Source organism: Pedobacter sp. JY14-1, assembly GCF_029269825.1.
GTDB lineage: Bacteria > Bacteroidota > Bacteroidia > Sphingobacteriales > Sphingobacteriaceae > Pedobacter.
The window spans coordinates 622,222-648,521 of the sequence record NZ_JARJHU010000008.1 but is presented as its reverse complement, the minus strand read 5'-3'; the positions used below and the strand labels follow the sequence as shown (position 1 = coordinate 648,521).

Here is a 26,300-nt window from a genome sequence, read left to right as displayed (position 1 = left end):
CATGACCAACAGACAACGGTTTGCTGCTCTTTTTATCTCATTATTTGCTGGTTCTTCGCTTGCCCACGGACAAAAGGCCACTTCATCGCGGATCACGCAAAAACCTTCGTTTATTCAGGCACTGCAGGAGCAGAATGATTGGGTAGATTCGGTGTTCAATAAACTGAACAGGCGCGAGCGCATCGCGCAGCTGTTTTTTGTGCGTGCACACACCAATATGGGCAAGGCTTATGAGGATTCGGTAGGGATGGTGCTGAAAAGGGAACAACTGGGCGGTGTGGTTTTTTTTCAGGGCGGTCCGGGAAGGCAGGCGGTGCTGACCAATACCTATCAGGCCAATGCGGATGTACCACTGCTGATCGCTTCTGATGGTGAGTGGGGGCTGGGCATGCGGCTGGACAGCACGATCGCTTACCCGTATCAGATGGCACTGGGCGCAGTGCAGGATAAGCAATTGCTTTACCGGATGGGTTTGGAAGTGGCTAAGGATTTCCGTCGCGTGGGGATGCACATGAACCTGGCTCCGGACGTAGATGTGAACAACAATCCGAAGAACCCGGTGATCAATTACCGTTCATTTGGGGAGAACAAATATAACGTGGCCCAGAAGGCCGCAGAATATATGCAGGGGATGCAGGACGGCGGCCTGCTGGTGAGCATTAAGCATTTTCCCGGACACGGGGACACCGACGTGGATTCGCACTATGACCTGCCGCAGCTGAACTTTACGAAAGAGCGGCTGGATACGTTGGAGATCTATCCTTTCGGGGAACTGATCGCCCGGGGTGCAGCCGGAGTCATGGTGGCGCACATGAACATCCCGGCGCTGGACCCTACCCCGAATATGCCTTCTACCTTATCCAGGCCGATAATTACGGGCTTGCTGAAGGAGCAGCTGCAGTTTAAGGGACTGATCATCTCTGATGCGATGGGCATGAAAGGGGTGGTAAAATACTTTCCGGAAGGAGAGGCGGATGTGATGGGGATCCTTGCAGGCAACGATATTTTAGAGCTATCGGAAAACAGCTTGCGGGCGGTACGGCTGGTACGGAAGGCGGTGCGGCAGGACAGGATCAGCATGGAGCAGATTGACCAGAGTGTGAAAAAGATACTTACCGCAAAATACTGGGCGGGGCTGAGTGTGCGTGATACGATAGATGAGCGCAATGTGCTGGCGGGGGTAACCCGGCCGGAGAGCTATGCCTTAAGAAAGGAGTTGGCGAATGCATCTATGACGATGCTGCGGGGACAAGGCTTTCTGAAAACTTTCAGCGCGGAGAAACGCACAGCCATCATCAGTATCGGGACACCGAATGTAACACCTTTTCAACAGGAACTGAATGCTTACTATAAGAATTCGGCGTTCTTTACACTGGATAAGAATGCGAATGCGGCTGCGGTAGCCAAAGTGATGCGCAGCATTGGTATGTTTGACCAGATCATTATAGGCATACACGATACACGGCTGAGACCGGGCAATGGGATGGTGCTGAGCAATGACCTGAAGAAATTTATGAATGACATGGTGGCGCGCCAGGCTTTTTTTGCGGTATTCGCCAATCCCTATAACCTGGCGGCCTGGCCCGGACTGGAAAACAGCAAAGGCCTGCTGGTGGCTTATCAAAAAGAGGATTTTATGCAACAGGCCGCGGCTTCGGTATTAAAGAGCGAGGTGGCGGCCACCGGAAGACTGCCGGTTACAGTGAACAATTTCTTTAAATACGGAGACGGTGAGCAGCCCTAGGCCCCTTAAAATATTGCAGGCATCGGCAGGATCGGGCAAGACCTTTAGCCTGACTGCCCATTACCTGACGCTGGTGCTTTCGGGGCAGCACAAGTACCGGGAGATACTGGCGGTGACCTTTACCAACAAAGCTACCGGGGAGATGAAGTCACGCATTATGGAGGTGCTGCTTGGTTTTGCGCGTGGAGATGAGAAATATGACAGCTACCGTGAACTGGTGCTGAAAGCCAACCCGGAATTGAACCCGGTAACGTTACGGGAGCGTGCCGACCAGGTTTACCGGAGCATATTGCACGATTACAGCCGTTTTTCCGTGAGCACGATAGATGGCTTTGTACAAAAAGTGATCCGGGGTTTTGCCTTTGAGCTGGGGCTTGACGCAGGTTACAGCCTGGAAATGAACTATGACAAGGTGAAGGAAGAGCTTGTGGCGAAGCTGGATGAGGCGCTGGACCACAACAAGACCTTGCTGCAATGGATTATCGACCTGGCGATGGAACGCATCAGCGATAACAAAAGCTGGAATTACCGGTTGGAACTCTACAACCTGATCGGAGAGATCTTTAAGGAGCGTTTCCGGGCTTTTGAGGAAGCGATCGCTGCGTTTCAGCCAGAGGATATAGAGGCCCTGTTCCGCAGGTATATCGCCGTGAACAGGGAGGCGATCAAAAACTTTGAGGCGGAGCTGACCGGTCTGGCCATCCGGGCGCAGGACATCTTTAACCGCTTCGGCGTAGAAAAGGAGCAGCTGGCCCGCAAGTCGCAGAACCCGTTAGCGAAGATACCCCTGATCGTCGGTGGTGATTTTTCAAAGATAGAAGGGTTGTTTGGGTGTATTGATCATCCGGAGGGCTGGTTCCAAAAGAATGTGCAGCTGGATGATTTTTTCCGGGAACTGAACCCGGTACTGAAGGAGATCAGGCTTTATTACGAGCAGCATCTGCCGCAGTATACGCTAGCAATAGCCTTTAATAAAAACCTCTATTACCTGAGGCTGATGCAGGAGATCGCCGACCTGCTGAAGGTATACCGGGAGGAAAACGATAACCTGCTGATCAGTGATGCACAAAAGCTGATTTCAGGCATCACGGATGATGCAGGCGACAATCCGTCCTTCATATGGGAGAAGGTGGGTATGCGCTACCGGAATTTTTTGTTCGATGAGTTTCAGGATACTTCTGTGAGCCAGTGGAACAGCTTCCGCTCATTGCTCAGCAACGCAATGGCGACACCGACTGAAACCTATATTGATCACCTGATCGTGGGGGATACCAAGCAGTCGATCTACCGCTGGCGCAATGGCGACTGGAACATCCTGCACCGGCAGGCCAGGATGGACGTGGGTAGTGAGCTCGTGCTGGAGGAAAGCCTGGAAGAAAATTACCGGAGTACGGAGAACATCATTTCTTTTAATAATCATTTATACGCAGCCGTGCCAAAGGTATTACAGGCTACACTGAACGAGGGACTGGAAAAGGGACCGGCAGCGCTCGCTGCCTGGTGGCAGGAAATGGCTTTCGACCGGATCATCATGGACATTTACCGTAATGCGGCCCAGCAGCTTGCACGCTCGACGCCGAAGGGGGGCAGCATTAAGATCTGCAGGACGGCTAAGGAGGACACACCGCCGCTGGAACAGGTGGTCGCGGAAATACTGGTGTTGCTGAATGAACGTGGTTATGAGCCTAAGGATATTGCCGTGCTGGTGCGGTCGAACAGCGAGGCGGTAGCGGTGGTGAAACGCCTGATGGTGGCGGAGCTGGAGGTGATCTCGGGAGAGGCACTGATGATCGGGGGGAACCTGGGCGTGCAGCTGATCATTGATACCCTGCGGGTGCTGGTGGGATTGGATTCGCAGACGGCGCTGTACAAGGCCAATTGCATTGCGCTTTACCATATGCTGAACGACGGGGAGCCCGTGGCAAGCCACTATATGGGACTGAACAATATGTCGCTGAGCATGCTGGGACACGTGCTTCCGGAGTCGTTGTGCGCCAACTGGCAAGGCTGGATGCAACTGCCGCTGCCGGAACTGGTGGAAATGCTCATTGAAAGTTACGGGCTGGATACCCGGACTGCCCATTTACCTTACCTGCTGGCTTTTCGTGATCTGGCGGCTAATGCGACCAGGCTGGGCGAAAAAGGGATCGTGGCCTTCCTGACCTGGTGGGATGAGGAGGGGATAAAGAAGTCTTTGCCATCACCGGAGGAGGCCAATGCGATACAGGTCATTACCATTCATAAATCCAAGGGGCTTGCGTTCAGGGCAGTATTTGTGCCTTTCTGTAACTGGGAGATCAGGGGTAAAGCCAACAGCATTTTCTGGGTTTCCTCGGCGGATACGGCTTATCATGAACTGAAAGGAATTCCACTGAGGTATAACGAGGCGCTGAGTGGCTCGGCTGTGGCAAAGGCTTACTACGAGGAGTTGCTGTATAACCACATGGATGCGCTGAACATGCTTTATGTGGCGACAACCCGGGCAAAGGATTATCTCTACCTGGGTACTGCGGCTAAAAGGGACAGTTTGAAGATGAGCAATATCGGCGATGTGCTGAATTTTATTTTCGCTGAGCAGTTTGACGAGGATGGTTGCTATGCGCTGGAGGAATATGTAGCCCGGCCGGAAGACCACAGGCCCGAAGGGAACCGTATTGCGTTGCTTCGCTATCCGACTACCGGGCGCCTGGCAGAGCTGTATGTGCCCGACCAGGACAAGCACCTGAACCATGTGCTGAATATGGAGAGATCGGGCCGCAGGGGTTCACTGCTGCACGATATCCTGGCCCATGCATCGGATGAAGCGGCCGTAGGGCGCTACCTGGACAGCCTGCTGACGGAGGGGCTGATGAAAGCAGAAGAGCAGGAGGAACTGCTCCGGGCCGCCCTTGATGTGCTGCGACACCCGGAACTGCAGCCGCTGTGGGAACGGGCGCAGGAGAGTATTACCGAAAAGACCATAGTGGATGCTTCGGGAAGGTCGCACCGGCCCGACAGGGTGTTGCTGAGTGGTGACGAGGTGATCATACTCGATTATAAATTTACCCTGGAAGAGACTTCGGGGCATGTGGAGCAGGTACTGAATTATAAGGACCTGTTCCGGCAAATGGGTTATACCAAGGTGAGCGGTTATTTATTTTACGCCCTGAGCGGGCAATTAAAGCCCGTATGAAGACATTCTTAGAAGAAATAGCGGAAGATCTGCTGGACCGCTTCGGCGATGGGTTGCAGCATTGTGCTGTCGTATTCAACAACAAGCGCCCGGCAGCATACCTGCAAAAGCACCTGGCGGACCTGATCGGGAAGCCGTTCTTCAGCCCGGCCTTTTTTACCATACAGGAATTTTTCACCCGGACGGCAGGTTACCGGACCGCCGATTTTTACCTGCAGTTTTTTACGCTGCACCGGGTGTACAATGCCTTATTGAAAAAGGAGGGTGCAGATTGGGTAAGCGCGAACCAGTTTTTTCCTGTCGGTAAGACGATACTGGCGGATTTTTCCCAGATCGACCTTGATCTGGTTGATGCAGACCGGCTTTACCGCGACCTGGAGGATATCTCGGAGATCAACCTGGAGTTTGATTACCTGAGTGCGGAACAATACCAGTTTTTGTCGCAGTTCTGGACCTCGTATTCTGAAGGTAAGCATAAGCGGCAGCAGGAACTGTTCATCCAGATGTGGCGCAGGATGCCGAAGCTGTTTGCGGGGTTTCATCAGGCGTTGCAGGAACAGGGCCTGATCACGACTTCCAGGATATACCGGGAGCTGGCCAATGGCGATGCAGCGGGCCATGAATTTATTCAGGGCTTTAAGGGAAAGGTGATTTTTGCAGGCTTTAATGCACTGAGCCGCGCCGAGGCAAAGGTGTTCGCCAATCTGCAGGAAGCAGGGAAGGCGCTTTTTTATTTTGATGCCGATCCTTATTACCTGGATGACCAGTTGCAGGAAGCAGGCCTGTTCCTGAGGAGGAATATAGGTCAGCTGGGGCTGAAGAATGAGTTCGCGGGACGGCCGGGAGAAATGCGCGGCGGCAGGCACCGGGTTGATGTTTACCAGGTGCAGGGACATTCCGCTCAGGCGAAGATCCTGAACCATATTCTGGGAGCAGATTACCGGGACAATCCGGAAGTAGGCACAACGGCTGTCGTGCTTGCGGACGAGTCTTTGCTGATGCCTGCTTTGCAGACCATTCCTGTCTCCTACGAGGGCAGGCTGGTAGCGCTGAACGTAACGATGGGTTTTGCGCTGGCGGCTTCAGGGGTATATGGTCTTGCCGATCTGTGGATGGGCTGCCAGCTTGAGATCCAGAAAACCGGAAGGGTAACGTATAAAAATGTAGAGGCATTTTTAAGCCATCCGCTGACGGGTTTGAGCCAGACCATACGCAATAAGATCAATGAGGCATTGCTTGGTGAAAAGGAAACCGAAATCGGGCAGGAACGGTTGATGCGTCAAAAAGGCCTGTTTGAGGTTTTCTTCCGCAAGGTCGAACAGGCTGGACAGGTTACGGAACAGTTACTGGAGCTGATGAATTTTGTACTGGTCCGGTTGTCTAAAGCGGAGAAATTAAAAAAGATCGACGCGGAGCTGTTTGTCAAGACAATACAGGAACTCAACCGGCTAAACGACACGTTCTGGAAGCAGGTTGCAGGAGAAGAGGTGTCTTTTGTCATTTCGCTGCTGCGCCGTGCCTTGCAGGGTGTTGCGGTACCCCTTTCGGGTGACCCGCTTAAAGGTATACAGCTGATGGGCCTGCTGGAAACGCGGAACCTGAATTTTGATAAGCTGGTGTTTCTGGGTTTCAATGAGGGCATTGTGCCTAAATCTGTATTAGGCAACAGCTTTATCCCGGACAGCATCCGCAGGGTTTACGGCTTGCCGGTACTGGAAAACCAGGATGCAATCTCTGCCTATATGGTGTACCGGCTGCTGCAAAGGGCAGAGCACATTCACCTGGTATACAACAGCCTGACGGACGAAAGTACTTCGGGTGAACCCAGCAGGATCCTGATGCAACTGGCTTACGAGAGCGGCTTTGAGTTTCACTATCATTACCTGGACCTCAGTGTGCGCACAGAGCCGGTAAAGGAGGTGACCATTGCAAAGGAGGGAAAAGCGGTGCAGGAGGTTTTGCAACGGTATCTGAACAAGCAAAAGACATTGTCACCGTCTGCGCTTACACAATACATCCTGAACCCGATCGATTTCTTCTTTAACTATGTGGCGGGCATTAAGGAACCGAAGGAGGTGACAGGTGTGGTGGAGGCCAATGAGATCGGTTCCATTCTCCATAAGGTAATGGAATATTTTTACGAGGATGCTGTCGGGCAGGAGATCAGTGCGGATTTCATCATTGAGCGCTGTAAGCAGGTGCCTAAACTGACCGAACGGGCCTTTGCTGCGGTGGTGTTCAACAATGCGGAACGACAGGTGGCCTTCAGAGGCATGCAGAAGGTAATCCTGTCGATCGTAGAAGCGTATGTACGCATCATTGCGGCACAGGATAAATCACAGGTGCCTTTCCGTGTCCTGAGTCTGGAGCAATGGGTGGAGGCGGATATTGCTTTTCCCTTAAACGGGGCGGAAGCAAGTATCCGTATCGGGGGGATTATTGACCGGGTAGACCTGAAGGATGGCGTTACGCGCATCATCGATTACAAGACAGGCAGTGACAAGCTGAATTATAAGGATGTGCCGGAGTTGTTCAATACCGACGGGAAGTATATCAATAAGGCTTTGATCCAGACTTTGCTGTATACCTATGTTTATGAGCAGTTCTCTGGTCGTGGTGCTGTGGAGCCTAACCTGTATGTGGTAAAGACGATGAGCCAGGAAGGGGTATGGTTCCGGTCGGGCCGGCAGCAACTGCATGGTGAACACCTGAGGGAGGTAAAGATACAGTTTCTGGATTCACTTCGGGAAAAGCTGACGGAACTGTTCAGCACCCCGGTCTTTCGTTCCAGCATGATAGAAGATAATTACAAATATTCGATCTATAAAACTTTGTTTGGCAAGCAATAGGTGCTTGTAACACTTTGTTCTCAAACATATTGTGCGACTGGCATAAACTTGCATTTAAATGCAATTTTATTTAGGTTTGCGCCAGTTAACATCTGAAGTATAATGAGAGAAATTCAATTTAGAGAAGCGTTGCGCGAGGCCCTCAGCGAGGAAATGCGTAAGAACGAAAACGTGTTCCTGATGGGTGAGGAAGTGGCACAGTACAACGGTGCCTATAAGGTTAGCCAGGGTATGCTTGAAGAATTCGGCGACAAGCGCGTAATTGATACTCCCATTGCCGAGCTCGGCTTTGCCGGTATCGGTATCGGTGCGGCGATGAACGGGTTGATCCCGGTTATTGAATTCATGACGTTTAACTTCTCTCTGGTGGCGATTGACCAGATCATTAACGGCGCTGCGAAGATCTTATCGATGAGCGGCGGCCAGTTCTCCGTTCCGGCGGTTTTTCGTGGTCCTACAGGAAACGCCGGCCAGCTGGGTGCGCAGCACTCTCAGAACTTCGAAAACTGGTATGCCAACTGTCCGGGGCTGAAGGTAGTCGTGCCTGCGACCCCTTATGATGCCAAGGGCCTGTTGAAGCAGTCTATCTTTGATCCGGACCCGGTTATCTTTATGGAATCTGAGGTGATGTATGGCGATAAGGGTGAAGTTCCTGAAGGGGAATATTATCTGCCGCTGGGTAAAGCCAATGTGGTGAAGGAAGGTTCGGATGTAACGATCGTGACTTTCGGTAAGATGCTGACCCGCGTGGTAAATCCGGCTGTTGAGGTGTTGACTAAAGAGGGCATCAATGTAGAGCTGATCGACCTGCGTACGGTGCGTCCGATTGACTATGCGACAATTATTGCTTCGGTGAAAAAGACAAACAGGCTTGTCATCGTAGAAGAAGCATGGCCACTGGCATCTATTTCGTCTGAGATTGCTTTCCATGTGCAGAAAAATGCCTTTGACTATCTGGATGCCCCTGTACTGCGTATTACCTGTGCAGATGTGCCGCTGCCTTATGCGCCTACGCTGATCGCTGCCAGTCTGCCAAATGCTGACCGCGTCGTTAAGGCGGTTAAGGAAGTGATGTACATAACCAAATAACCCGTTACCGGGATCAGACAGGGCTTAGGCCTTAACCAAAATATAATCCTGCCGGTGATTGCCTGCGGGATTTTTTATTTATTTTTGGCGCCATTGAATTTTTGGATCAAACAAAGCATTGAAATGAGTAATCACTCGGTAATTGTAGCTGCGGAACTTGGCGTAGCGGAAAAGCAGGTTGTCGCGACGATTGAGCTGCTGGATGAGGGGGCGACGGTTCCGTTTATTTCACGTTACCGTAAGGAAATGACAGGGAGCCTGGATGAAGTACAGGTAGCGGCGGTCCGTGACCGGTTTCAGCAATTAAGGGAGCTGGACAAGCGGCGCGAAGCGATTCTGAAGGCGCTGACTGCGCTGGATAAGCTGACGCCGGAACTGGAGGTGCAGATCAATGCGGCGACCAGCATTTCAATGATCGAAGATATTTACCTTCCTTATAAGCCAAAACGCAAGACACGCGCCTCTGAGGCGCGGAAAAAAGGATTGGAGCCTTTGGCGCTTTCTATACTGGAGCAAGGCAACAAGGACCCTCAGGATAGCGCAGCTGGATTCATTAACGAGGATCTTGGCGTGAATACCGTGGAGGAAGCGCTTGCGGGTGCACGGGACATCATTGCCGAAATGGTGAACGAGAACGTGGAGGCCAGGACCAGCATGAGGAGGTATTTCCAGGAGCAGGGTGTGATCCGGTCTGCTGTGCTGAAGGGTAAGGAAGAAGAGGGGATTAAATACAAGGATTATTTCGACTGGAGCGAGCCGTTGAAGAATGCACCCTCGCACCGCCTGCTGGCCATGCGCCGGGGTGAGAAGGAGGAGTTTCTGAAGCTGGAGACTGCTCCTGCAGAGGAAGGCGCACTGGAATTGCTTGAAAAGCAATTTGTGAAAGGCAGGGGTGCTGCTGCGGAGCAGGTTCGGCTGGCGGTACATGACAGCTACAGGCGTTTGCTGGGGCCTGCGATGGAAACCGAGATACGTAACTATGCCAAGGAACGGGCCGATGAGGAAGCCATTAAGGTATTTGCGGAGAATGCGAGACAATTATTGCTGGCCGCGCCGATGGGTGAAAAGAATGTGCTGGCTATTGACCCCGGTTTCCGTACTGGTTGTAAGGTCGTTTGCCTGAACAGACAAGGCAAATTGCTCGACAATGTGACCATCTATCCGCATAACGGCGAAAGAAAGGCAAGAGAATCAGAGATCGTAGTCAAAAACTTGTGTGCCGCACATGAAGTGGAAGCAATCGCCATCGGAAATGGTACTGCGGGCCGGGAGACTGAGGCCTTTGTGCGCGGGCTTGCCATTGAGGGAATCGTTGTGGTGATGGTAAGCGAGAGCGGTGCTTCTGTGTACTCAGCCTCAGATGTGGCCAGGGCGGAATTCCCTGATCATGATGTGACGGTAAGGGGAGCGGTCTCTATTGGCCGCAGGTTGATGGATCCGCTGGCGGAGTTGGTAAAGATTGATCCGAAATCGATAGGCGTGGGCCAGTATCAGCATGATGTGGACCAGAATAAGCTGCAAACTTCCCTCGATGATACGGTTATGAGCTGTGTGAATGCGGTGGGTGTTGAATTGAATACGGCTTCTAAGCAGATACTGGCTTATGTTTCGGGCCTTGGGCCGCAGCTGGCGCAGAATATTGTGGCATACCGGAATGAGCACGGACCGTTTAAAAACCGTGAGAGTTTGCGCAAAGTGCCACGCCTCGGTGATAAGGCATTTGAGCAGGCAGCAGGGTTTTTAAGGATCAGAAATGCAGAACAGGCGCTGGATTCAAGTGCGGTGCATCCTGAACGTTATGGCCTGGTCAACAAAATGGCGCGTGACCTGAATTGTACGGTAGCGCACCTGATGCGCGATCCGGAATTGCGCAAGCAGATCAAGCTGCAGCAATATGTAAATGAGGAGATCGGTTTGCCCACACTGAATGACATTATGGAAGAGCTGGCCAAACCGGGACGTGACCCGCGGGAACAATTTGAGGTGTTCAGCTTTACTGATGGGGTAAACTCGATTGCCGACCTGAAAGTGGGCATGAAGTTGCCCGGTATTGTGACAAACATTACCAATTTCGGCGCTTTTGTAGATATCGGTGTTCATCAGGACGGCCTGGTACATACCAGCCAGCTTGCGGAGAAATTTGTAGCTAATGCTGCCGATGTGGTGAAGGTGCATCAGCATGTAGAAGTCCGTGTGGTAGAAGTGGACGTAGCGCGTAAGCGGATCTCATTGTCGATGAAGCCGGAGGCTGCCCCGAAACCAAAGCCAGTGAATAAACAGAAGCCGGCAGGACAGCAGAAAGGCAATCCCCATAAAAAACCGGCAAAGCTACAGCAAAGCCAAAAGCCTGCTAAAGCAGAGAAACTGCCTGACGGCGATCTTCAGCTTAAGCTGGCCGCATTAAAGGACTTGTTTAAAAAGTAAGTTACAGTTCAATCTGCCTCCTGATGCTTTCTTCGAGTGAAATCAGGGTTTCGGTGCGTTGGATGCCAGGCACTGCCTGTATCTCTTCGTTCAGCACGTGCATCAGATGGCTGGTGTCGCGGCAGACGATCTTGGCGAACATGCTGTAGGCACCCGTAGTATAATGGAGTTCTACAACTTCCTTGATCTTACTGAGCTGGGCAACGGCATCCTTATATTGAATACCCTTCTCCAGATAAATACCTAAAAATGCGGTAATATCATAGCCGGCCTTTTGGGCATCGATAATAAGATGTGAGCCCCTGATGATGCCCATCTCCTGTAATTTCTTCATACGGACGTGTATAGTGCCCCCTGAAACGATCAGGTCCTTGGCAATTTCCGTATAGGGCCTGGTTGCATCCTGCATCAGTTGCTTTAATATTTCGATATCCAGGTTATCAATTTCTAAATTTTGGCTTCCTTTTTTTTGCATCGTTTATTCATTTGGTAATGATATTCAAATATAATTACTGATTTAATAAAAATGAAATTAATAGTTTGAAATATTTGTAATGTAATTGTGATGTCCTTACATTTGTATCAAGCAAGTAAGAAAAAGGATGTTCTTTAAAGCTTGCCTGAACATACTGTAGGATGGTGAAATTGGCAGACACACCTCCTTGTCTCGGTGGCGGAGATTCCGGAAAACCCGTAAGGGCTAACTACTCCTTGAAGGTTCGACTCCTTCTCCTACAGCTTAAGTAATGTGTTCCTTCACCCGGATACATCGCTTAAAATACGTACATTAAATATTGTTGGGTGGTGAAATTGGCAGACACGCCTTCTTGTCTCGGTGGTGGGGATAAATGGATAAACGCAGCTTATGGGTTGACCACAAATTAATTTTTGAGCTGTAGCTAACTACCCCTTGAAGGTTCGACTCCTTCCCCAACAGCCAGTTTTTTTATGAATAATAAGTTAGTTAAAATCGAGTACCCTGGATGGGGTACTCTTTTTTTTTGACACCGGATGATGGTTTTCACAGGAATTGCTGACCTTAGGGCGAATCATTTATAAGCTGGGGGGGCAGGTGAGGCGGAGTACCCTACCAGGACTTACAGAGAATATAATTTTAAACCAAAATAAATTGAATGAACCGTTTAGACCCTAAAGACTATGTTGTCTTTTTTATCTACTTCCTTATCGTCGCGTTTTATGGATATTATGTTTACCGGCAGAAGAAAAAGGACAAGGAAAATTCCAAGGATTTCTTTCTTGCCAAAGACTCACTGACCTGGTGGGCGATCGGGGCTTCGCTGATCGCGTCCAATATCTCTGCAGAGCAGTTTATCGGAATGAGCGGTTCCGGTTTTTCCATGGGTCTGGCCATCGCGACTTATGAGTGGATGGCGGCTGCTACGCTGCTGATTGTAGCAGTCTTTTTTATCCCGGTTTACCTGAAGAACAAGATCTATACGATGCCACAGTTCCTGTCACAGCGATACAATGGCACGGTGGCTATGATCATGGCCATCTTCTGGTTGTTGTTGTATGTGGTGGTCAACCTTACTTCAATCCTCTACCTGGGTGCACTGGCGATCAACAGTATATCGGGCATCCATACGACGACTTGTATGTACCTGCTGGCGATATTTGCAATCATCATTACGCTTGGAGGTATGAAGGTCATCGGTTACACAGACGTGATCCAGGTATTTTTCCTGATCCTCGGCGGTTTGGCTACCACTTACCTTGCACTGGATCTGGTAGCTACACATTTCGGCAGCTCCGGAGTGCTGAAAGGGCTGCATCTTGTGAAAGAAAAAGCCGGAGATCACTTCCATATGATCTTCAAAAAGGAAAATGCGCATTATATGGATTTGCCTGGCCTGACCGTGCTGATTGGGGGGATGTGGATCGTAAACCTGAATTATTGGGGCTGCAACCAGTATATCACCCAAAGAGCATTGGGTGCCGACCTGAAAACTGCACGCGACGGGATATTGTTTGCCGCGTTTTTGAAATTGCTCATGCCGGTGATTGTTGTATTGCCTGGTATTGCGGCCTTTGTACTCTATAAGGAAGGTTTTGGCGATTTCAGTACTGCAATGAGTAAGAGTGGTGAACTGAATCCTGACAGTGCATATCCCGTATTGCTGAATTTGCTGCCCGTAGGACTGAAAGGCTTGTCTTTTGCTGCGCTTACTGCAGCAATCGTGGCTTCTCTCGCGGGTAAGGTCAATAGTATTGCTACGATTTTTACCCTTGACGTGTATAACAAAGTCATTAATAAAGATGCGCAGGAAGCAAGTATGGTGGTGATCGGACGTATAACAGTAGTTGCGGCAATGATCATTGCGATCATTATTGCTCCGCAATTAGGTATCGATAAAAAAGGAGGCTTCCAATTCATACAGGAATATACCGGATTCGTGTCTCCTGGTATTTTTGCTATGTTCATTCTGGGCTTCTTCTGGAAGAAGACTTCTTCGAATGCCGCCTTGTTTGCAACTATCGGGGGCTTTGCACTTTCAGTGATATTTAAGGCATTGCCCCGGCTCGCGGATCTGTCGTGGTTAAGTGGTCTGGGTTTTTCAAAGCAGGTGATGCAAAGAGACGGGACAATGCTTTATGAAATTCCCTTTCTGGACAGGATGGGCTTTGTGTTTCTGATCTGCGTAGTGATGATGTACGTAATCAGTCTGATCGATGCGCGCAGGGGTGTACGTGTGCAGGGATTGGAGATAGATAAAACCATGTTCAGGACAACGACAGGGTTTGCCGTGGGTGCAATACTGGTTTGTGGTATATTGGTGGCTTTATACACGCTTTACTGGTAGCTGAAAAAAAATGTTTATTTTGCTGCTATGAGCACAACACGAAGGAAATTTATTGGTACTGCAGCCGCTCTTGGTGCAGGGGCTGCGGCGAGCGCGGCGACACCTTTTGTAAGTATGGAAAAGAAATACCCGATATCACATCATGTGTTTTTCTGGCTGAAAAACCCTGAGTCTAAAGAAGACCGAGATAAGCTGATCGCTGGATTAAAGAAACTGGCAAAGATTGAAACCATCCGCGAGTTGTATGTCGGCGTGCCTGCTGCAACAGAGGAACGGGGCGTTGTAGACAATACCTATAGTGTATCAGAGCTGATGTTCTTCAGTAACCTTGAGGGACAAAAGACTTACCAGGATCACCCCCTTCACCAGGCCTTTGTAAAGGAATGCAGCCCGCTTTGGGAAAAAGTGATTGTCTATGACACAGAAGCGGTCTGATCCCGGGCATCTGCCTGTATTTAGTAGAATGATTCTAAATTCAAATATTTAATAGAGGTTTGTCCTGTGATGAAGCCAAAAACTTAGCTTTGAAATAAAAAAAGAAACTATGTACGAGATTTTAAAGAGCGCGCATTCTGGCTGGCGCTATATTGTTTTGGTATTATTGGTGCTGGCTTTTGTACGGGCTATGGCTGGCTGGCTTGGTAAGCAGCCTTATACCGAGGGCAACAGAAAGTTAAATGTATTTGCGTTGATTTCGGCGCATATTCAACTGGTTTTCGGATTACTGCTTTATTTTATAGGCAGTTGGTTTTCCGTTGACAGTTCTCAGGCCCTGGGCCGTTACTGGAAGATGGAGCATATTGGCATGATGATCTTCGCGATTGTCCTTATTACGGTGGGTAATGCACGTTCAAAACGCGGGGACGATCCCCTAGCCAGACACCGGGCTGTGGCTTTGTATTTTGGACTTGCTCTTGTGCTGATCTTCGCTGCGATTATAGCAATGACTAAAGCAGATCCCTCAAGGACGTTTTTTGGCGTATCCTAATTTTTCATTTTTATTTTGCGTTGTAAGTTTTATTTATATTTTTGTGACGCATGATTTACAATAAACATACCTGGCAATGGCGTAGCATTCTAAAAGAGCGTCTACTCGTAACCTGGTGTACATTATAGTTTATCAACCTAAACCAACCACATTAAGGGCCCGACGTAGACCACACGTCGGGCCCCTTGTTTTTAGGAGCCATACGCAATAAGAGACAACAAGAAACAGATAAAAGATACACTGATGACTTATATCATTAAGACGGAATACAAAAAAAGACTTGCGGATACAACTACTCCGGTGAGCATTTACCTGAGGCTGAGAGATGTTTTCCCGAATACGATACTGCTGGAAAGCTCTGACTATCATAGCAGGGAAAACTCTGTAAGTTATGTCTGTGCCGAACCGGTTGCCGGGATTGTATTGAAAAACGGCGTATTTACGGCAAGTTATCCGGACAGTACGGCAGAGGAGAAGCATGAATTTGTACTGGCAGAAGAGATTGAGGCATTCAAGAAGCGTTTTCAACCAGGCATAGTCGAAGACAGGCGTTATATCTCCTGCGGACTGTTTGGCTATTTTACATGGAATGCGGTACAGCATTTTGAAGACATCTCTCTTTCTTCCGAAATCCCGGAAAGTGAGGAAATCCCGACGATGCAATACCATATTTACCGTTATATCATTGCGATTGATCATTTCAGGAATGAGGTGACCTTATTTAAGAACATATTTAACGAGGATGCGGAGCCGGGACTGGAGAAAATTGAATACCTGATCCAGAACAAGAACTTCCCCGAGTACAGCTTTAAAATTGACGGAACAGAAAGTTCCAACCTGACTGATGAGGGTTTTATGGAAGTGGTGGAGAAGCTGAAGAAACACATCCTGAGGGGAGATGTATTCCAGATCGTGCCTTCGAGGGCTTTCAGCCAGGCTTTCCTGGGAGACGAGTTCAATGTGTACCGCTGCCTGCGCTCTATTAATCCTTCGCCTTATCTGTTTTATTTTGATTATGGCAGCTTCAAGCTGTTTGGCTCCTCACCTGAGGCCCAGATCACCATCAAAAATAAGGAAGCAAGTATTTTTCCGATCGCTGGTACATTTAAGCGTACGGGAAATGACGAGGAAGATGCAGAACAGGCCCGGAGACTGGAGCAGGACCCGAAGGAGAGTGCAGAACATGTGATGCTCGTAGATCTGGCAAGGAACGATCTGAGCAGGCATTGTAACCATGTCGAAGTAAAATCATTTAAGGAGGTACAATATTATTCGCACCTGATCCACCTGGTTTCTAAGGTGAGCGGCAAATTGCAGGACAGTGTTCCTTCGTTTAAAATTGTGGCCGATACCTATCCTGCAGGCACACTGAGCGGTGCGCCAAAATACCGTGCGATGCAGCTGATTGACGAATATGAAGGGCTTGGAAGAAATTTCTATGGCGGTGCCCTGGGTTATATGGGTTTTAATGATGAGTTTAATCACTGCATCATGATCAGAACATTCATGAGCAAAAATAACAGACTCCACTACAGGGCAGGCGCAGGTGTTGTTGCTGACTCTGTAGCTTTGAGTGAGAAAAATGAGGTAAATAACAAGATTGCCGCGTTGCGCCGGGCAATTGAAATGGCGGAACAACTATAATTATGAAAACCGAGAACAGCAAAGAAAAAAAAGTCCTGGTGATTGACAATTACGATTCTTTTACCTACAACCTGGTCCACCTGGTAAATGAACTGGATTGGGAGGTAGAGGTTTGGCGGAATGATAGGTTTGATCTGAAGGATGTTGAACAGTTTGACAAAATCTTATTGTCTCCGGGACCGGGTATCCCGGAAGAGGCGGGGTTGTTGCTCGATGTGATCAGGACCTATGCGCCTACAAAGCATATTTTTGGGGTTTGTCTGGGACAACAGGCGATCGCAGAGGCTTTTGGCGGCAAATTGTTTAATCTGGGCAGGCCGATGCATGGAATTGCCACGCCCATTGAAGTAGTTGATAAAGAGGAATTGTTGTTCAGGGACTGTCCTGAGGTGATCAAAGTGGGTCGTTATCACTCCTGGGTCGTGAGCAATGAGGGTTTGCCGGACTGTTTTATAGTAACAGCTACGGATAGTTCAAATGAGATCATGGCGCTGCGGCATAAGAAATATCAGGTGAGGGGTGTGCAGTTTCACCCGGAAAGCGTCCTTACGGAATATGGTAAACAAATGATGAAGAACTGGCTGGAAAATTAATATGACGATTTTAGATAAGATTGTTGCCCGCAAAAAGGAAGAAGTAGCACGGGCTAAGCAACAGGTTTCAGTAAAGGAGCTGGAAGCAGCAAATTATTTCGAACGTATGCCACTTTCCTTCAGGGATTTTTTGCTTGATCCTGAAAAAACCGGGATCATTGCGGAATTTAAAAGAAAATCGCCTTCTAAAGGGGTGATCAATGACCAGGTTGGTGTGCAGGAGGTGACGCAAGGTTATACGGCTGCCCGGGCTTCTGCTCTTTCTGTACTTACGGATATGGATTTCTTTGGCGGTAGTGCGGCAGATTTACTGGAAGCACGTGCACATAACGGGATACCCATATTGAGAAAGGATTTCATGATCGATGAATACCAACTGCTGGAGGCGAAAGCCTGGGGCGCAGATGTCGTCCTGCTGATTGCGGCAATATTAAGCCCTGCAGAGATTACTCATCTTTCTGGCTTTGCAAAGCGGCTTGGATTGAATGTGCTGCTGGAAGTACACAACCTGGAGGAGCTGGAACGCAGTGTGTGCCCCGACCTGGATGCCATTGGCGTGAACAACCGGAACCTGGCCGATTTTACTGTAGATATACAGACGTCTTTTGACCTGGTAAACCGTATCCCTTCAGATTTCATGAAAATATCAGAGAGTGCGATCAGTGCCCCGGGTACAATAAGAGCATTGAAGAATTCAGGGTTCAACGGCTTCCTGATCGGGGAGAATTTTATGAAGACTGCCTTGCCCGGCGAAAGCATGCGGCATTTTGTAGAGGAACTGATCTCGGTATAACTTTTGTATCTTTGTTCCTTACATGGGAAGGCAAAAATTTTATGATACTGCAGTAAAACAGGAAAGGGCTGTTCTGGTAGGTGTAATCGGCCCGGGCGAAAGACCGGAAGTGACCCGGGAATACCTGGATGAGCTGGCTTTCCTCGTAGATACAGCAGGTGGAGAGGTGGTGTATGAGTTTACCCAAAAGATGCAGAAACCTGATAGAGCTACTTTTGTAGGGACTGGCAAGCTCGAGGAAATTCAGGCTTATGTAAAAGCAGAAGAGATTGATATCGTTGTTTTTGATGACGAGCTTTCCCCTTCTCAGCTGAGGAATATCGAGCGTGAGCTACAGGTAAAGATACTGGACAGGAGTAACCTGATCCTGGATATCTTTGCCAGAAGGGCACAGACCGCACAGGCCAAGACGCAGGTAGAGCTGGCCCAACTGCAATACTTACTACCCCGGCTGACACGTTTATGGACACACCTGGAGCGTCAGAAAGGTGGTATCGGTATGCGGGGACCCGGTGAAACCCAGATCGAGAGTGACAGGAGGATGATCCTGGAAAAGATCAGCCTGCTGAAATCAAGACTAAAGCAGATCGACAGGCAGAATGAGACGCAACGTAAGAATCGTGGGCAGCTGATCAGGGTTGCCCTTGTTGGCTATACGAATGTAGGCAAATCCACGATCATGAATATGCTGTCGAAGTCAGATGTTTTCGCGGAAAACAAGTTGTTCGCCACATTGGATACAACGGTGAGGAAGGTAGTCATAGATAACCTGCCTTTCCTGCTTTCAGATACAGTAGGGTTTATACGGAAACTTCCGCATCACCTGGTAGAATGCTTTAAATCTACATTGGATGAGGTAAGGGAAGCAGATGTGCTGGTACATGTTGTGGATGTTTCGCATGCGAACTTTGAAGACCAGATCCACGTGGTCAATGAAACGCTGAAAGACCTGGGCGCCAGGGATAAGGATACGATCATGGTATTCAACAAGATCGATGCTTATGTGAGTCCGGAGCCGGACCATGAGGGCGAAGAACCTTTGACGCTTACGCTGGACGATTTCAAAAAAAGCTGGATGGCACAACACAATGCACCGGCGATATTCATTTCTGCACTGGAAAAGGAAAATGTTGAGGAATTCAGGCAGTTGTTATATGATAAGGTAGTGGCTTTGCATACCAGCCGTTATCCTTACGATAAATTGCTATATTAACGGAATTAAGGAGGAAAGACTATGGAAAGTAAACGTCAGCAGAAATTTGCGGGTTTGTTGCAGGAAGAATTAGCGGCTATTTTTCAGCGGGAGGGCTCGGCTTATCTGCCCAATACGCTGGTGACCATTACAAGGGTGCGTGTCTCGCCTGATCTTGCGGTAGCAAAGGTCTACCTGAGTTTCCTCAATACATCGAATACTTCGCTTTCAGTAGCTGAAGTAAATTCACACGCCGGTGAGATCAGGTATAAACTGGGAAGCCGCATCCGCCATCAGGCCAGGGTAGTGCCAACGCTCACATTCTTTGTAGATGATACGAATGAGTATGTGGAACATATGGATAAACTATTTGACAAAATCTCGAGGGAGCGCGGAGATAAAGCAGAATAACCGGTACTGGTTATTCTTGCTGTTGTCCTTCCTGGTATTCCCGCTGAATGTAAATGCCCGGCAGCAACCCGAGCTGAAAGGGGGGCTGGAGAACTTTATCAACAACCATAAGATCTATCCCCGGTATTCCTTGCAGAATTGTATTGACGGGCAGGTGGTTGTGGCCTTCAGACTCAATAAGAATGGTGAAGTATACTACTCGGAGGTGCGTAGGGGACTGGGAACTGATCTGGATGATGAGGCCTTGCGGTTGATCAGATTGAGTAGTGGAAAATGGAGCGTCCCGCAAGGATATGATACCACCCTAATAGTTCTTGCGCCGGTCAATTTCCGGCTTTCAGGGTATGATTGTGGAAGCAAGACAAGAGAACAGATACAGGAAGCCATTAGAAATTACAAAACGAATGTGAGTATGACCAGTGTGGTGCTTAATTTTTACCGGAATAAGGCTTCGGGGAAATACTCCAGTGAAGAGGCGCGGATCATCGCATTGAAGAATACGTTGGGTTATGATGAAGAATACCTGAAGCAGCGTGTGGAAGAGGGACGGCGTAAGTTGAAACAAAAAGACCGGCAGGGCGCTTGTGAAGATTTCAATTTTGTGAAGAATATGGGTTCGGACCTGGCCGATGAACTGCTGGCCAGATATTGTAATTAGTGGCATTTAATGATCTGCCCGGATTAATAGATGATCTGGATAGCGGCGGGCAGTAGCTTTGCATGAAGTATATTTGCTTTGCCCAGGTATTCTCCGTCTACCTGGAAGTGTGCCTTGCGTTTGGTTTTGATCTGCAGGTTACTGGTTTGGAATACCTCGATATGCTTTGGGTCAAAGGCAATATTGGTGAGCCAGATCTTTAAGATCTCCATTACAGAATACGTTTTAACCAGCACTACTTCGAATTTGTTATCATCAAGCCTGCCTTCGGGATTGATCTTAACACCTGTACCATACATCGTCGCATTCGCGATGACGACCATAGCTGCACTGGACCGTATTGTTTGCCCTTCAATCTGTAGTTCGACATTCATTTTATTATGGTTCCACAGCGCTTTCCAGGCAGCCCTGGCATAGCCTAGCATACCTCTTTGAGGAAGATCATCGAATTTCTTGACGAGATAAGCGTTGAAGCCGATATCAGCAAGATGGATACAAAACTGGTCATTGATGGAAATGGCGTGGATTTTCCGGATCTGCCCATTGATGCTTTTTTCAAGCGCCTCTTCGAAATTGGGTGGTATGTCCAGTTCCCTGGCCATGCCGTTCGCGGACCCCGCAGGGATAACGCCGACGGGGATTTGGGTGTCCAGCAGGCATTCGGCAACGAGTTTCAGGGTGCCGTCACCTCCAACGGCAATAACCCGGTCTGCATCTGATTGAGCGATGACCGCCTTGAGGGAAGCCGTGTCGAAATCTCCGGGCAATTCAAAACACTCGATGGCATGATCCTGCGCATGAGCGGCAAAATATCCCCTGATGAGACTACTGTAATCGGTCTCTTTGCTTCCCGATCCGGGGTTGATGATGTATAGCAATTTCACTTTCTGCAGTTTTACGGAGTTGTCTTTTCAAACAACAGTAGGGTGGTTACTGTTTTACCGGACAATGAGTAAAGCTGTAACAGTAAAGGTATACCACGGGTATGGACACACACATAACTTGGTGGTATATGGTCATGTGTTCAAACACAAGGCCAAAACACGTCAGACCTTCAGCAACAATTTGCTGATAAACATTGTTCATTTATTGAAGTTATTCATCCTGAAACCCTATCCTTTTATACAGGTACGGCTGAGCTTTGGGAATCAGGAAGTATATCAGAAAACTGAATACGACGGTTTTTTTAAATTTGAATGGGCAGCTTATGAAAATGTAGGTGCAGGCTGGCATGGCGTGGAGGTAGAGGCCCTGAACAGCCAAGGTGAAGTAATCGCAGTAGGTCAGGGGCAGGTCTATGTGCCGCACATTACACAATATGCTTTTATTTCAGATATAGATGACACCATTATGGTATCTCATTCAGCAACCATCGGAAGAAGGTTAAGGGAGCTCTTTATTAAAAATCCACGCACCAGAAAAACATTTAAAGACGCATACACGCATTACAACCTGCTGGCGCATGCACATACAACTGCCGACCAACCCAATCCTTTTTTCTATGTATCCAGTAGCGAATGGAACCTCTACGATTACCTGGTAGAGACTTTCCGGTATAACAAGTTGCCTGAGGGCGCTTTTTTGCTAAACCAGATCAAGCGATGGAAGGACCTGATCAAGACCGGGAAGACAGGCCACGAAGGCAAGCTGATCAGGGTAATGCGCATTATAGATGCCTTTCCGAACCAGAAGTTTGTTTTTTTTGGTGACAATTCGCAGCGTGACCCCGCTATTTATACTGCAATAGCAGAGAAGTACCCGGAAAATATTGAGGCAGTATATATCCGGAACGTAAGGGAGGAAATGAAAGTCCCTGCTCAGGAGTTCCTGGACAGGATTGCTGCCAAAGGGATAAAAACTTGTTTATTTGAGCGGAGCGCGGAGGCGATAACACATTCCAGAAAGCTCGGTCTTATCCCTCCTGACACCTTAGCTGATTGATTTTCCGAACGGCGAAAAGGCCAGATTCATGAGTTTAAAATGTTGCCTTCCGAAGGGAATGCCGACAATGGTAATGCAGAGCAGCAGACCGAAGAACAAATGGGTAAGGACAATCCAGAACCCGCCGAAAACCAGCCAGATGATGTTCATGATCGTGGAGAGGCAGCCGGTATTGGATGATGTATCGGAAATCCTGACGCCAAAAGGTGCAAGCCCGACAATTGCGAATTTAAAGCATTGAATGCCAAATGGAATGCCTACGACAGTAAGACAAAGGATAAGGCCACCGATAATGTATTCAAAAAATATGACCAGCCCGCCAAAGATGATCCAGATGATATTGCCGATAAGATTCATAAGTTTTTAGTTGAGATGCCTTGAAATAAAATTAGTTACATTTTTTATTATTGCATATGATTTTTAAGCTGCCTGAAGATGAGCTGGTATTTCCTGATCCTGCATTTGCAGATCCGGATGGTTTGCTGGCGATAGGGGGAGATTTAAGGACGGAGAGATTGCTGTTGGCTTACCGTAGCGGGATTTTTCCATGGTTTAGCGAGGGTGACCCGGTTTGCTGGTACGCACCACATGAACGTTGTGTGTTGTTTCCGGATAGGATCAGGATAAGTAGAAGTATGAGAAAGGTCATCAGCAGCGGAATTTTTAATATGACCTGGAATACTGCGTTTTCACAGGTGATCGGCCATTGTGCCAGGGTAAAGCGGAAGGAGCAGACAGGTACCTGGATTACTGACGAGATGCAAAGAGCTTATATAGAGCTGCATAAAAATGGTCACGCGGCAAGTGTGGAGGTCTGGATGGACGGTATGCTGGCGGGGGGACTGTATGGTGTATTGATGGGTCGGGTATTTTGTGGAGAAAGCATGTTCAGCCTGGTCAGTAATGCCTCCAAAGCAGCTTTTATTGACATCTGCTGCTCAGGAAGATTCAGCCTGATCGACTGCCAGGTGCCCAATGAACATCTGATAAGCCTGGGGGCAGAAATGATCCCGATGCAGGATTACCTGGATATTTTGAAGGGCTAATTCAGCAGTTCCCGGATATCTTCCCTGGAGAGGGATTTGAAGAAGCTTTCTTCTGTGGTGATCAGTGCACTGGCCAGTTTCTTCTTGCGGTTCTGAAGCGCAAGTATCTTTTCTTCCACGGTATCTTTCGAAATGAATTTATAAATAAATACCTTTTTGTCTTGCCCGATCCGGTGAGAACGGTCAATAGCCTGTTGCTCAACGGCCGGGTTCCACCAGGGATCGAGAATAAAAACATAGTCTGCCTGAGTGAGGTTAAGACCTACACCACCAGCTTTAATAGAGATCAGAAAGACCTTCAGGTTCTTGTTCTGCTGAAAATCTGCTACGACCTCGCCGCGGTTTCGGGTACCCCCATCCAGAAACGCAAAAGGGATTCCTTCTCTTTCAAAGTAACTTTTGAAAATATTCAGGTGCTTGACGAATTGTGAAAAGATGAGCACTTTATGACCACCCTTGAGTACGTTATCAAGGGTGTGTATCACATTTTCGAATTTACCAGAATCTGAGCTGTATGCTTCGTCGATCATGTATGGATGGTTGGCCAATTGCCTGAGCAGTGTAAGCCCCTGCAGCAGTTGTACCTGTTTTTGGGCATAAGTGCCGTCATCCATGCTGCTCAGCAAATCATTGCGGTAGGCAGATTTGGTTTTTTCATAATAAGCGGCCTGGTCTTCACTCATGTTGCAGAAAAAGACCTGTTCCGTTTTGGGTGGAAGCTCAGCAGCAACCTGTTCCTTGGTGCGCCGCAGTACAAATGGTTTTATAATTGCCTGCAGTTTCCTGGCTTTTTCCTCGTCTTTGCGTTTTTCGATGGCCTGAACGTATTCTTCGTTGAAGAAGGCCTGGGTGCCCAGTAAACCCGGGTTCAGAAAGGTCAGTTGCGTCCAGAGGTCACTTACGGAGTTCTCTACCGGCGTACCGCTGAGTATAAGTTTATATTTCGATTTTAATGATTTCACCGCCTTGAAAGACTTGGAAGAAGGGTTTTTGATGTTCTGGCTCTCATCCAGTATGATATAACTGAAGTAAAAATCCTTAAGCAGGTCAATATCGACACGGGTTACACCATAGGTCGTGATCACCACATCATATTGGGCAAATATTCCCACATTTTTATCCCTGGATGTCCCAATATGAGCATGTATTCTGAGTTTGGGTGTAAACTTATTTGCTTCGTTTAACCAATTGTATATCAGAGAAGTAGGCATGACGATGAGCGAAGTGCCGTGTATACCCGCCTGCTCACTTTCCTCCCTGAGCTTTTGCAGCATGGCCAGCGTTTGTATGGTCTTTCCAAGTCCCATGTCATCGGCCAGGCAGCCCCCGAAATGGTATTCCCTTAAAAAGCTGAACCAATTATAGCCGGCTTTCTGATAACTCCTGAGGTCACCTTTAAAATCTGCCGGGAGCCTCACGTCAGCAATATCTTCAAAATCATTGAGGCGTTCTAGCTTACGGCTCAGTGTGATACTGGCAATACCGTCTTCTGCAAGTTCATTGATCAATCCGATATGGTGCTTCTTTAACTTCAGGGACTTGCTGCCGTCAGAAAGACTAAAGACGCTGCCGTACTTGCTGAACCATTTTTCGGGAATCACGGCGACACTGCCATCAGGAAGTGTAAATTCCCTTCTTTTGTGAAGAATGTGCTGTTTGAGTGAAATGAAGGGAACTGCATGGTTTCCGAAATATACGATCGCATGGATATCAAACCAGTCGTTGTCTTCTTTAATTTCGAAGTCGATCTTACTGGCGCCAAGCAGGAATTTTTTATTACCCGTATCCTGATCGATTTCGAAACCGTTTGCCTCTAGTGTAACGAGATGCTCATTGATCCAATTGATGATGGCATAAGACTGGTCTTCGTCTTTGTCAGGTATTACCTCCAGGTTTTGAAAGAGCGCGCTTACTTTTTTCAGGCCCAGGCCCAGCAGAAAATTGAACTTCTGCTTTTCAAAGGAGGTGTCTCTCCTGATGCGGTTAAAAATATACTGGTCACCCTCACGATGCAGCTTTACCGTCACTTTGTTTTCACTGCCGGAGGCAAAATGATAGCTGCCATACCGGAAATTCAGCTGGAGCTGTGATATACCGTTTTCTACGTAAACTATTCTGAGTGATGGAACAGGAATATGTTTTTCTGTCTGTATATCAAAACCTTCGGCATAAACATGATATTTTTCGATCAGTGGGCTGACAAATTTTTCAAAATAGGTAGCTTCTGTCGCCTTGGGTATGGTAATGTACCTCTTGTTTAGAAAAGGCTGCAGTTTTTTCCCCTCAATGTCCTGTTCAAAAAAATAGACCGTATCGCTGAGCAGCAACCATGCGGGTTGGTTACTGATGATCTGGGCGTCCTTGAACATAAAATCGATGCGCAGGCCCTGGTATTTAATCGTAGGAAAATAACGTGTCTCTGTTTCATTCCTCCTGAAATGGAAAAGGACAGTCGCTGGTTCCCGGGCAAACTCCAGCTTTCTTTCTGCAGGCCATCCATCGTTGTCCATTTGATAAAGTGCGCCCTCTGCTCTGAGGATCTGTAATACCTCTGAGAGTTTTTTCTCTATTTTTGGCCTTACGTTCTCATAGAACTTTTCGCTGAAGAACTTGCTGAAGAATTCGGCAGGCCTGATCACTTTTTTGTGGTAGCGTTTGATGATATAGTCCTGTTCAGTCTTGTCAAGTATGCTGATCAGTTTTAAGTCGGTTTCCGACAGGTGCCGGGCAAATTCAGCGGCAGTATGTGAAAACAACCGCTGGTAAGTAAGCGAGAAATCGCCGTGTGGGTTCAGTTGTACGATATGAGGCTCAATCAGATAGCCGAAGTAAGCATGTTTGCATAGTGAATATACAATTTTGCATGGCTTTGAACTATCGACGCGTAACATTGTGCTGGAGATTAAAGATGGACAGGTAAGCGATTAAAAATCC

General features: G+C 48.3%; 20 protein-coding genes and 2 tRNA genes. 18 read left to right on the top strand and 4 right to left on the bottom strand.

Annotated elements, in window-relative coordinates:
• The first annotated feature begins 1 nt into the window (after nt 1).
• The 5 genes from P2W84_RS16405 to P2W84_RS16385 all read left to right on the top strand — a co-directional run bounded on the left by P2W84_RS16405 (nt 2) and on the right by P2W84_RS16385 (nt 11,278).
• On the top strand, nt 2-1,744 hold the full coding sequence (locus P2W84_RS16405) for a glycoside hydrolase family 3 N-terminal domain-containing protein (protein ID WP_276091243.1): 1,743 nt from the start codon (nt 2-4) through the stop codon (nt 1,742-1,744).
• Nucleotides 1,731-4,916: a UvrD-helicase domain-containing protein gene (locus tag P2W84_RS16400; protein ID WP_276091242.1), complete on the top strand. Its 3,186-nt coding sequence runs from the start codon at nt 1,731-1,733 to the stop codon at nt 4,914-4,916. Before P2W84_RS16405 ends, P2W84_RS16400 begins: the two co-directional genes overlap by 14 nt.
• Nucleotides 4,913-7,765, top strand: a complete 2,853-nt coding sequence (locus P2W84_RS16395) for a PD-(D/E)XK nuclease family protein (RefSeq protein ID WP_276091241.1) — start codon at nt 4,913-4,915, stop codon at nt 7,763-7,765. The genes P2W84_RS16400 and P2W84_RS16395 overlap by 4 nt, the downstream gene beginning before the upstream one ends.
• 102 nt (nt 7,766-7,867) lie before the next feature.
• Complete coding sequence (locus P2W84_RS16390; protein ID WP_276091240.1) at nt 7,868-8,854, top strand: pyruvate dehydrogenase complex E1 component subunit beta; 987 nt, start codon at nt 7,868-7,870, stop codon at nt 8,852-8,854.
• A 123-nt stretch (nt 8,855-8,977) separates the two neighbouring features.
• The gene (locus tag P2W84_RS16385; protein ID WP_276091239.1) at nt 8,978-11,278 is read left to right on the top strand and encodes a Tex family protein; all 2,301 of its coding nucleotides are present in this window, start codon (nt 8,978-8,980) and stop codon (nt 11,276-11,278) included.
• Nucleotide 11,279: 1 nt separating this feature from the next.
• On the opposite strand, the gene P2W84_RS16380 is transcribed toward P2W84_RS16385, so the two are convergent.
• On the bottom strand, nt 11,280-11,753 hold the full coding sequence (locus P2W84_RS16380; RefSeq protein WP_276091238.1) for an Lrp/AsnC ligand binding domain-containing protein: 474 nt from the start codon (nt 11,751-11,753) through the stop codon (nt 11,280-11,282).
• A gap of 155 nt (nt 11,754-11,908) precedes the next feature.
• Here P2W84_RS16380 and P2W84_RS16375 point away from each other — a divergent pair.
• From P2W84_RS16375 to P2W84_RS16325, 11 genes are all read left to right on the top strand, one after another.
• Nucleotides 11,909-12,016 (top strand) — tRNA-Asp (locus P2W84_RS16375).
• A gap of 57 nt (nt 12,017-12,073) precedes the next feature.
• Nucleotides 12,074-12,218 (top strand) — tRNA-OTHER (locus P2W84_RS16370).
• A 193-nt stretch (nt 12,219-12,411) separates the two neighbouring features.
• Nucleotides 12,412-14,100, top strand: coding sequence for a sodium/sugar symporter (locus tag P2W84_RS16365; RefSeq protein ID WP_276091237.1), 1,689 nt, complete (start codon nt 12,412-12,414; stop codon nt 14,098-14,100).
• A gap of 27 nt (nt 14,101-14,127) precedes the next feature.
• The gene (locus P2W84_RS16360; RefSeq protein WP_276091236.1) at nt 14,128-14,535 is read left to right on the top strand and encodes a Dabb family protein; all 408 of its coding nucleotides are present in this window, start codon (nt 14,128-14,130) and stop codon (nt 14,533-14,535) included.
• 109 nt (nt 14,536-14,644) lie between these two features.
• Nucleotides 14,645-15,088, top strand: coding sequence for a cytochrome B (locus P2W84_RS16355; RefSeq protein ID WP_276091235.1), 444 nt, complete (start codon nt 14,645-14,647; stop codon nt 15,086-15,088).
• A gap of 243 nt (nt 15,089-15,331) precedes the next feature.
• Complete coding sequence (locus tag P2W84_RS16350; protein WP_276091234.1) at nt 15,332-16,732, top strand: anthranilate synthase component I family protein; 1,401 nt, start codon at nt 15,332-15,334, stop codon at nt 16,730-16,732.
• Between the two features lie 2 nt (nt 16,733-16,734).
• Nucleotides 16,735-17,325, top strand: a complete 591-nt coding sequence (locus P2W84_RS16345) for an aminodeoxychorismate/anthranilate synthase component II (RefSeq protein WP_276091233.1) — start codon at nt 16,735-16,737, stop codon at nt 17,323-17,325.
• Between the two features lies 1 nt (nt 17,326).
• Nucleotides 17,327-18,118 carry an indole-3-glycerol phosphate synthase TrpC gene (trpC, locus tag P2W84_RS16340; RefSeq protein ID WP_276091232.1) on the top strand — a complete coding sequence of 264 codons (792 nt, stop codon included), beginning with the start codon at nt 17,327-17,329 and terminating at the stop codon, nt 18,116-18,118.
• Between the two features lie 22 nt (nt 18,119-18,140).
• Nucleotides 18,141-19,331, top strand: a complete 1,191-nt coding sequence (gene hflX / locus P2W84_RS16335; RefSeq protein ID WP_276091231.1) for a GTPase HflX — start codon at nt 18,141-18,143, stop codon at nt 19,329-19,331.
• A gap of 21 nt (nt 19,332-19,352) precedes the next feature.
• On the top strand, nt 19,353-19,721 hold the full coding sequence (gene rbfA, locus P2W84_RS16330) for a 30S ribosome-binding factor RbfA (protein WP_276091230.1): 369 nt from the start codon (nt 19,353-19,355) through the stop codon (nt 19,719-19,721).
• Nucleotides 19,681-20,379 (top strand): TonB family protein, encoded by a 699-nt coding sequence (locus P2W84_RS16325; protein ID WP_276091229.1) that lies wholly within the window; start codon nt 19,681-19,683, stop codon nt 20,377-20,379. The genes rbfA and P2W84_RS16325 overlap by 41 nt, the downstream gene beginning before the upstream one ends.
• A 23-nt stretch (nt 20,380-20,402) precedes the next feature.
• On the opposite strand, the gene P2W84_RS16320 is transcribed toward P2W84_RS16325, so the two are convergent.
• Complete coding sequence (locus P2W84_RS16320; protein WP_276091228.1) at nt 20,403-21,263, bottom strand: YegS/Rv2252/BmrU family lipid kinase; 861 nt, start codon at nt 21,261-21,263, stop codon at nt 20,403-20,405.
• Nucleotides 21,264-21,468: 205 nt separating this feature from the next.
• Here P2W84_RS16320 and P2W84_RS16315 point away from each other — a divergent pair, with 205 nt between their 5' ends.
• The gene (locus P2W84_RS16315) at nt 21,469-22,320 is read left to right on the top strand and encodes a phosphatase domain-containing protein (protein ID WP_276091227.1); all 852 of its coding nucleotides are present in this window, start codon (nt 21,469-21,471) and stop codon (nt 22,318-22,320) included.
• Here P2W84_RS16315 and P2W84_RS16310 read toward each other — a convergent pair.
• Nucleotides 22,309-22,677 (bottom strand): YccF domain-containing protein, encoded by a 369-nt coding sequence (locus tag P2W84_RS16310; protein ID WP_276091226.1) that lies wholly within the window; start codon nt 22,675-22,677, stop codon nt 22,309-22,311. The two genes, P2W84_RS16315 and P2W84_RS16310, sit on opposite strands and share 12 nt — an antisense overlap.
• Before the next feature lie 56 nt (nt 22,678-22,733).
• Between P2W84_RS16310 and aat the strand changes: the two genes are divergently transcribed.
• Nucleotides 22,734-23,366: a leucyl/phenylalanyl-tRNA--protein transferase gene (gene aat / locus P2W84_RS16305; protein WP_276091225.1), complete on the top strand. Its 633-nt coding sequence runs from the start codon at nt 22,734-22,736 to the stop codon at nt 23,364-23,366.
• Here the strand turns inward: aat and P2W84_RS16300 are convergent.
• On the bottom strand, nt 23,363-26,257 hold the full coding sequence (locus P2W84_RS16300; protein WP_276091224.1) for a DEAD/DEAH box helicase: 2,895 nt from the start codon (nt 26,255-26,257) through the stop codon (nt 23,363-23,365). The genes aat and P2W84_RS16300 overlap by 4 nt on opposite strands.
• Nucleotides 26,258-26,300: the final 43 nt, after the last annotated feature.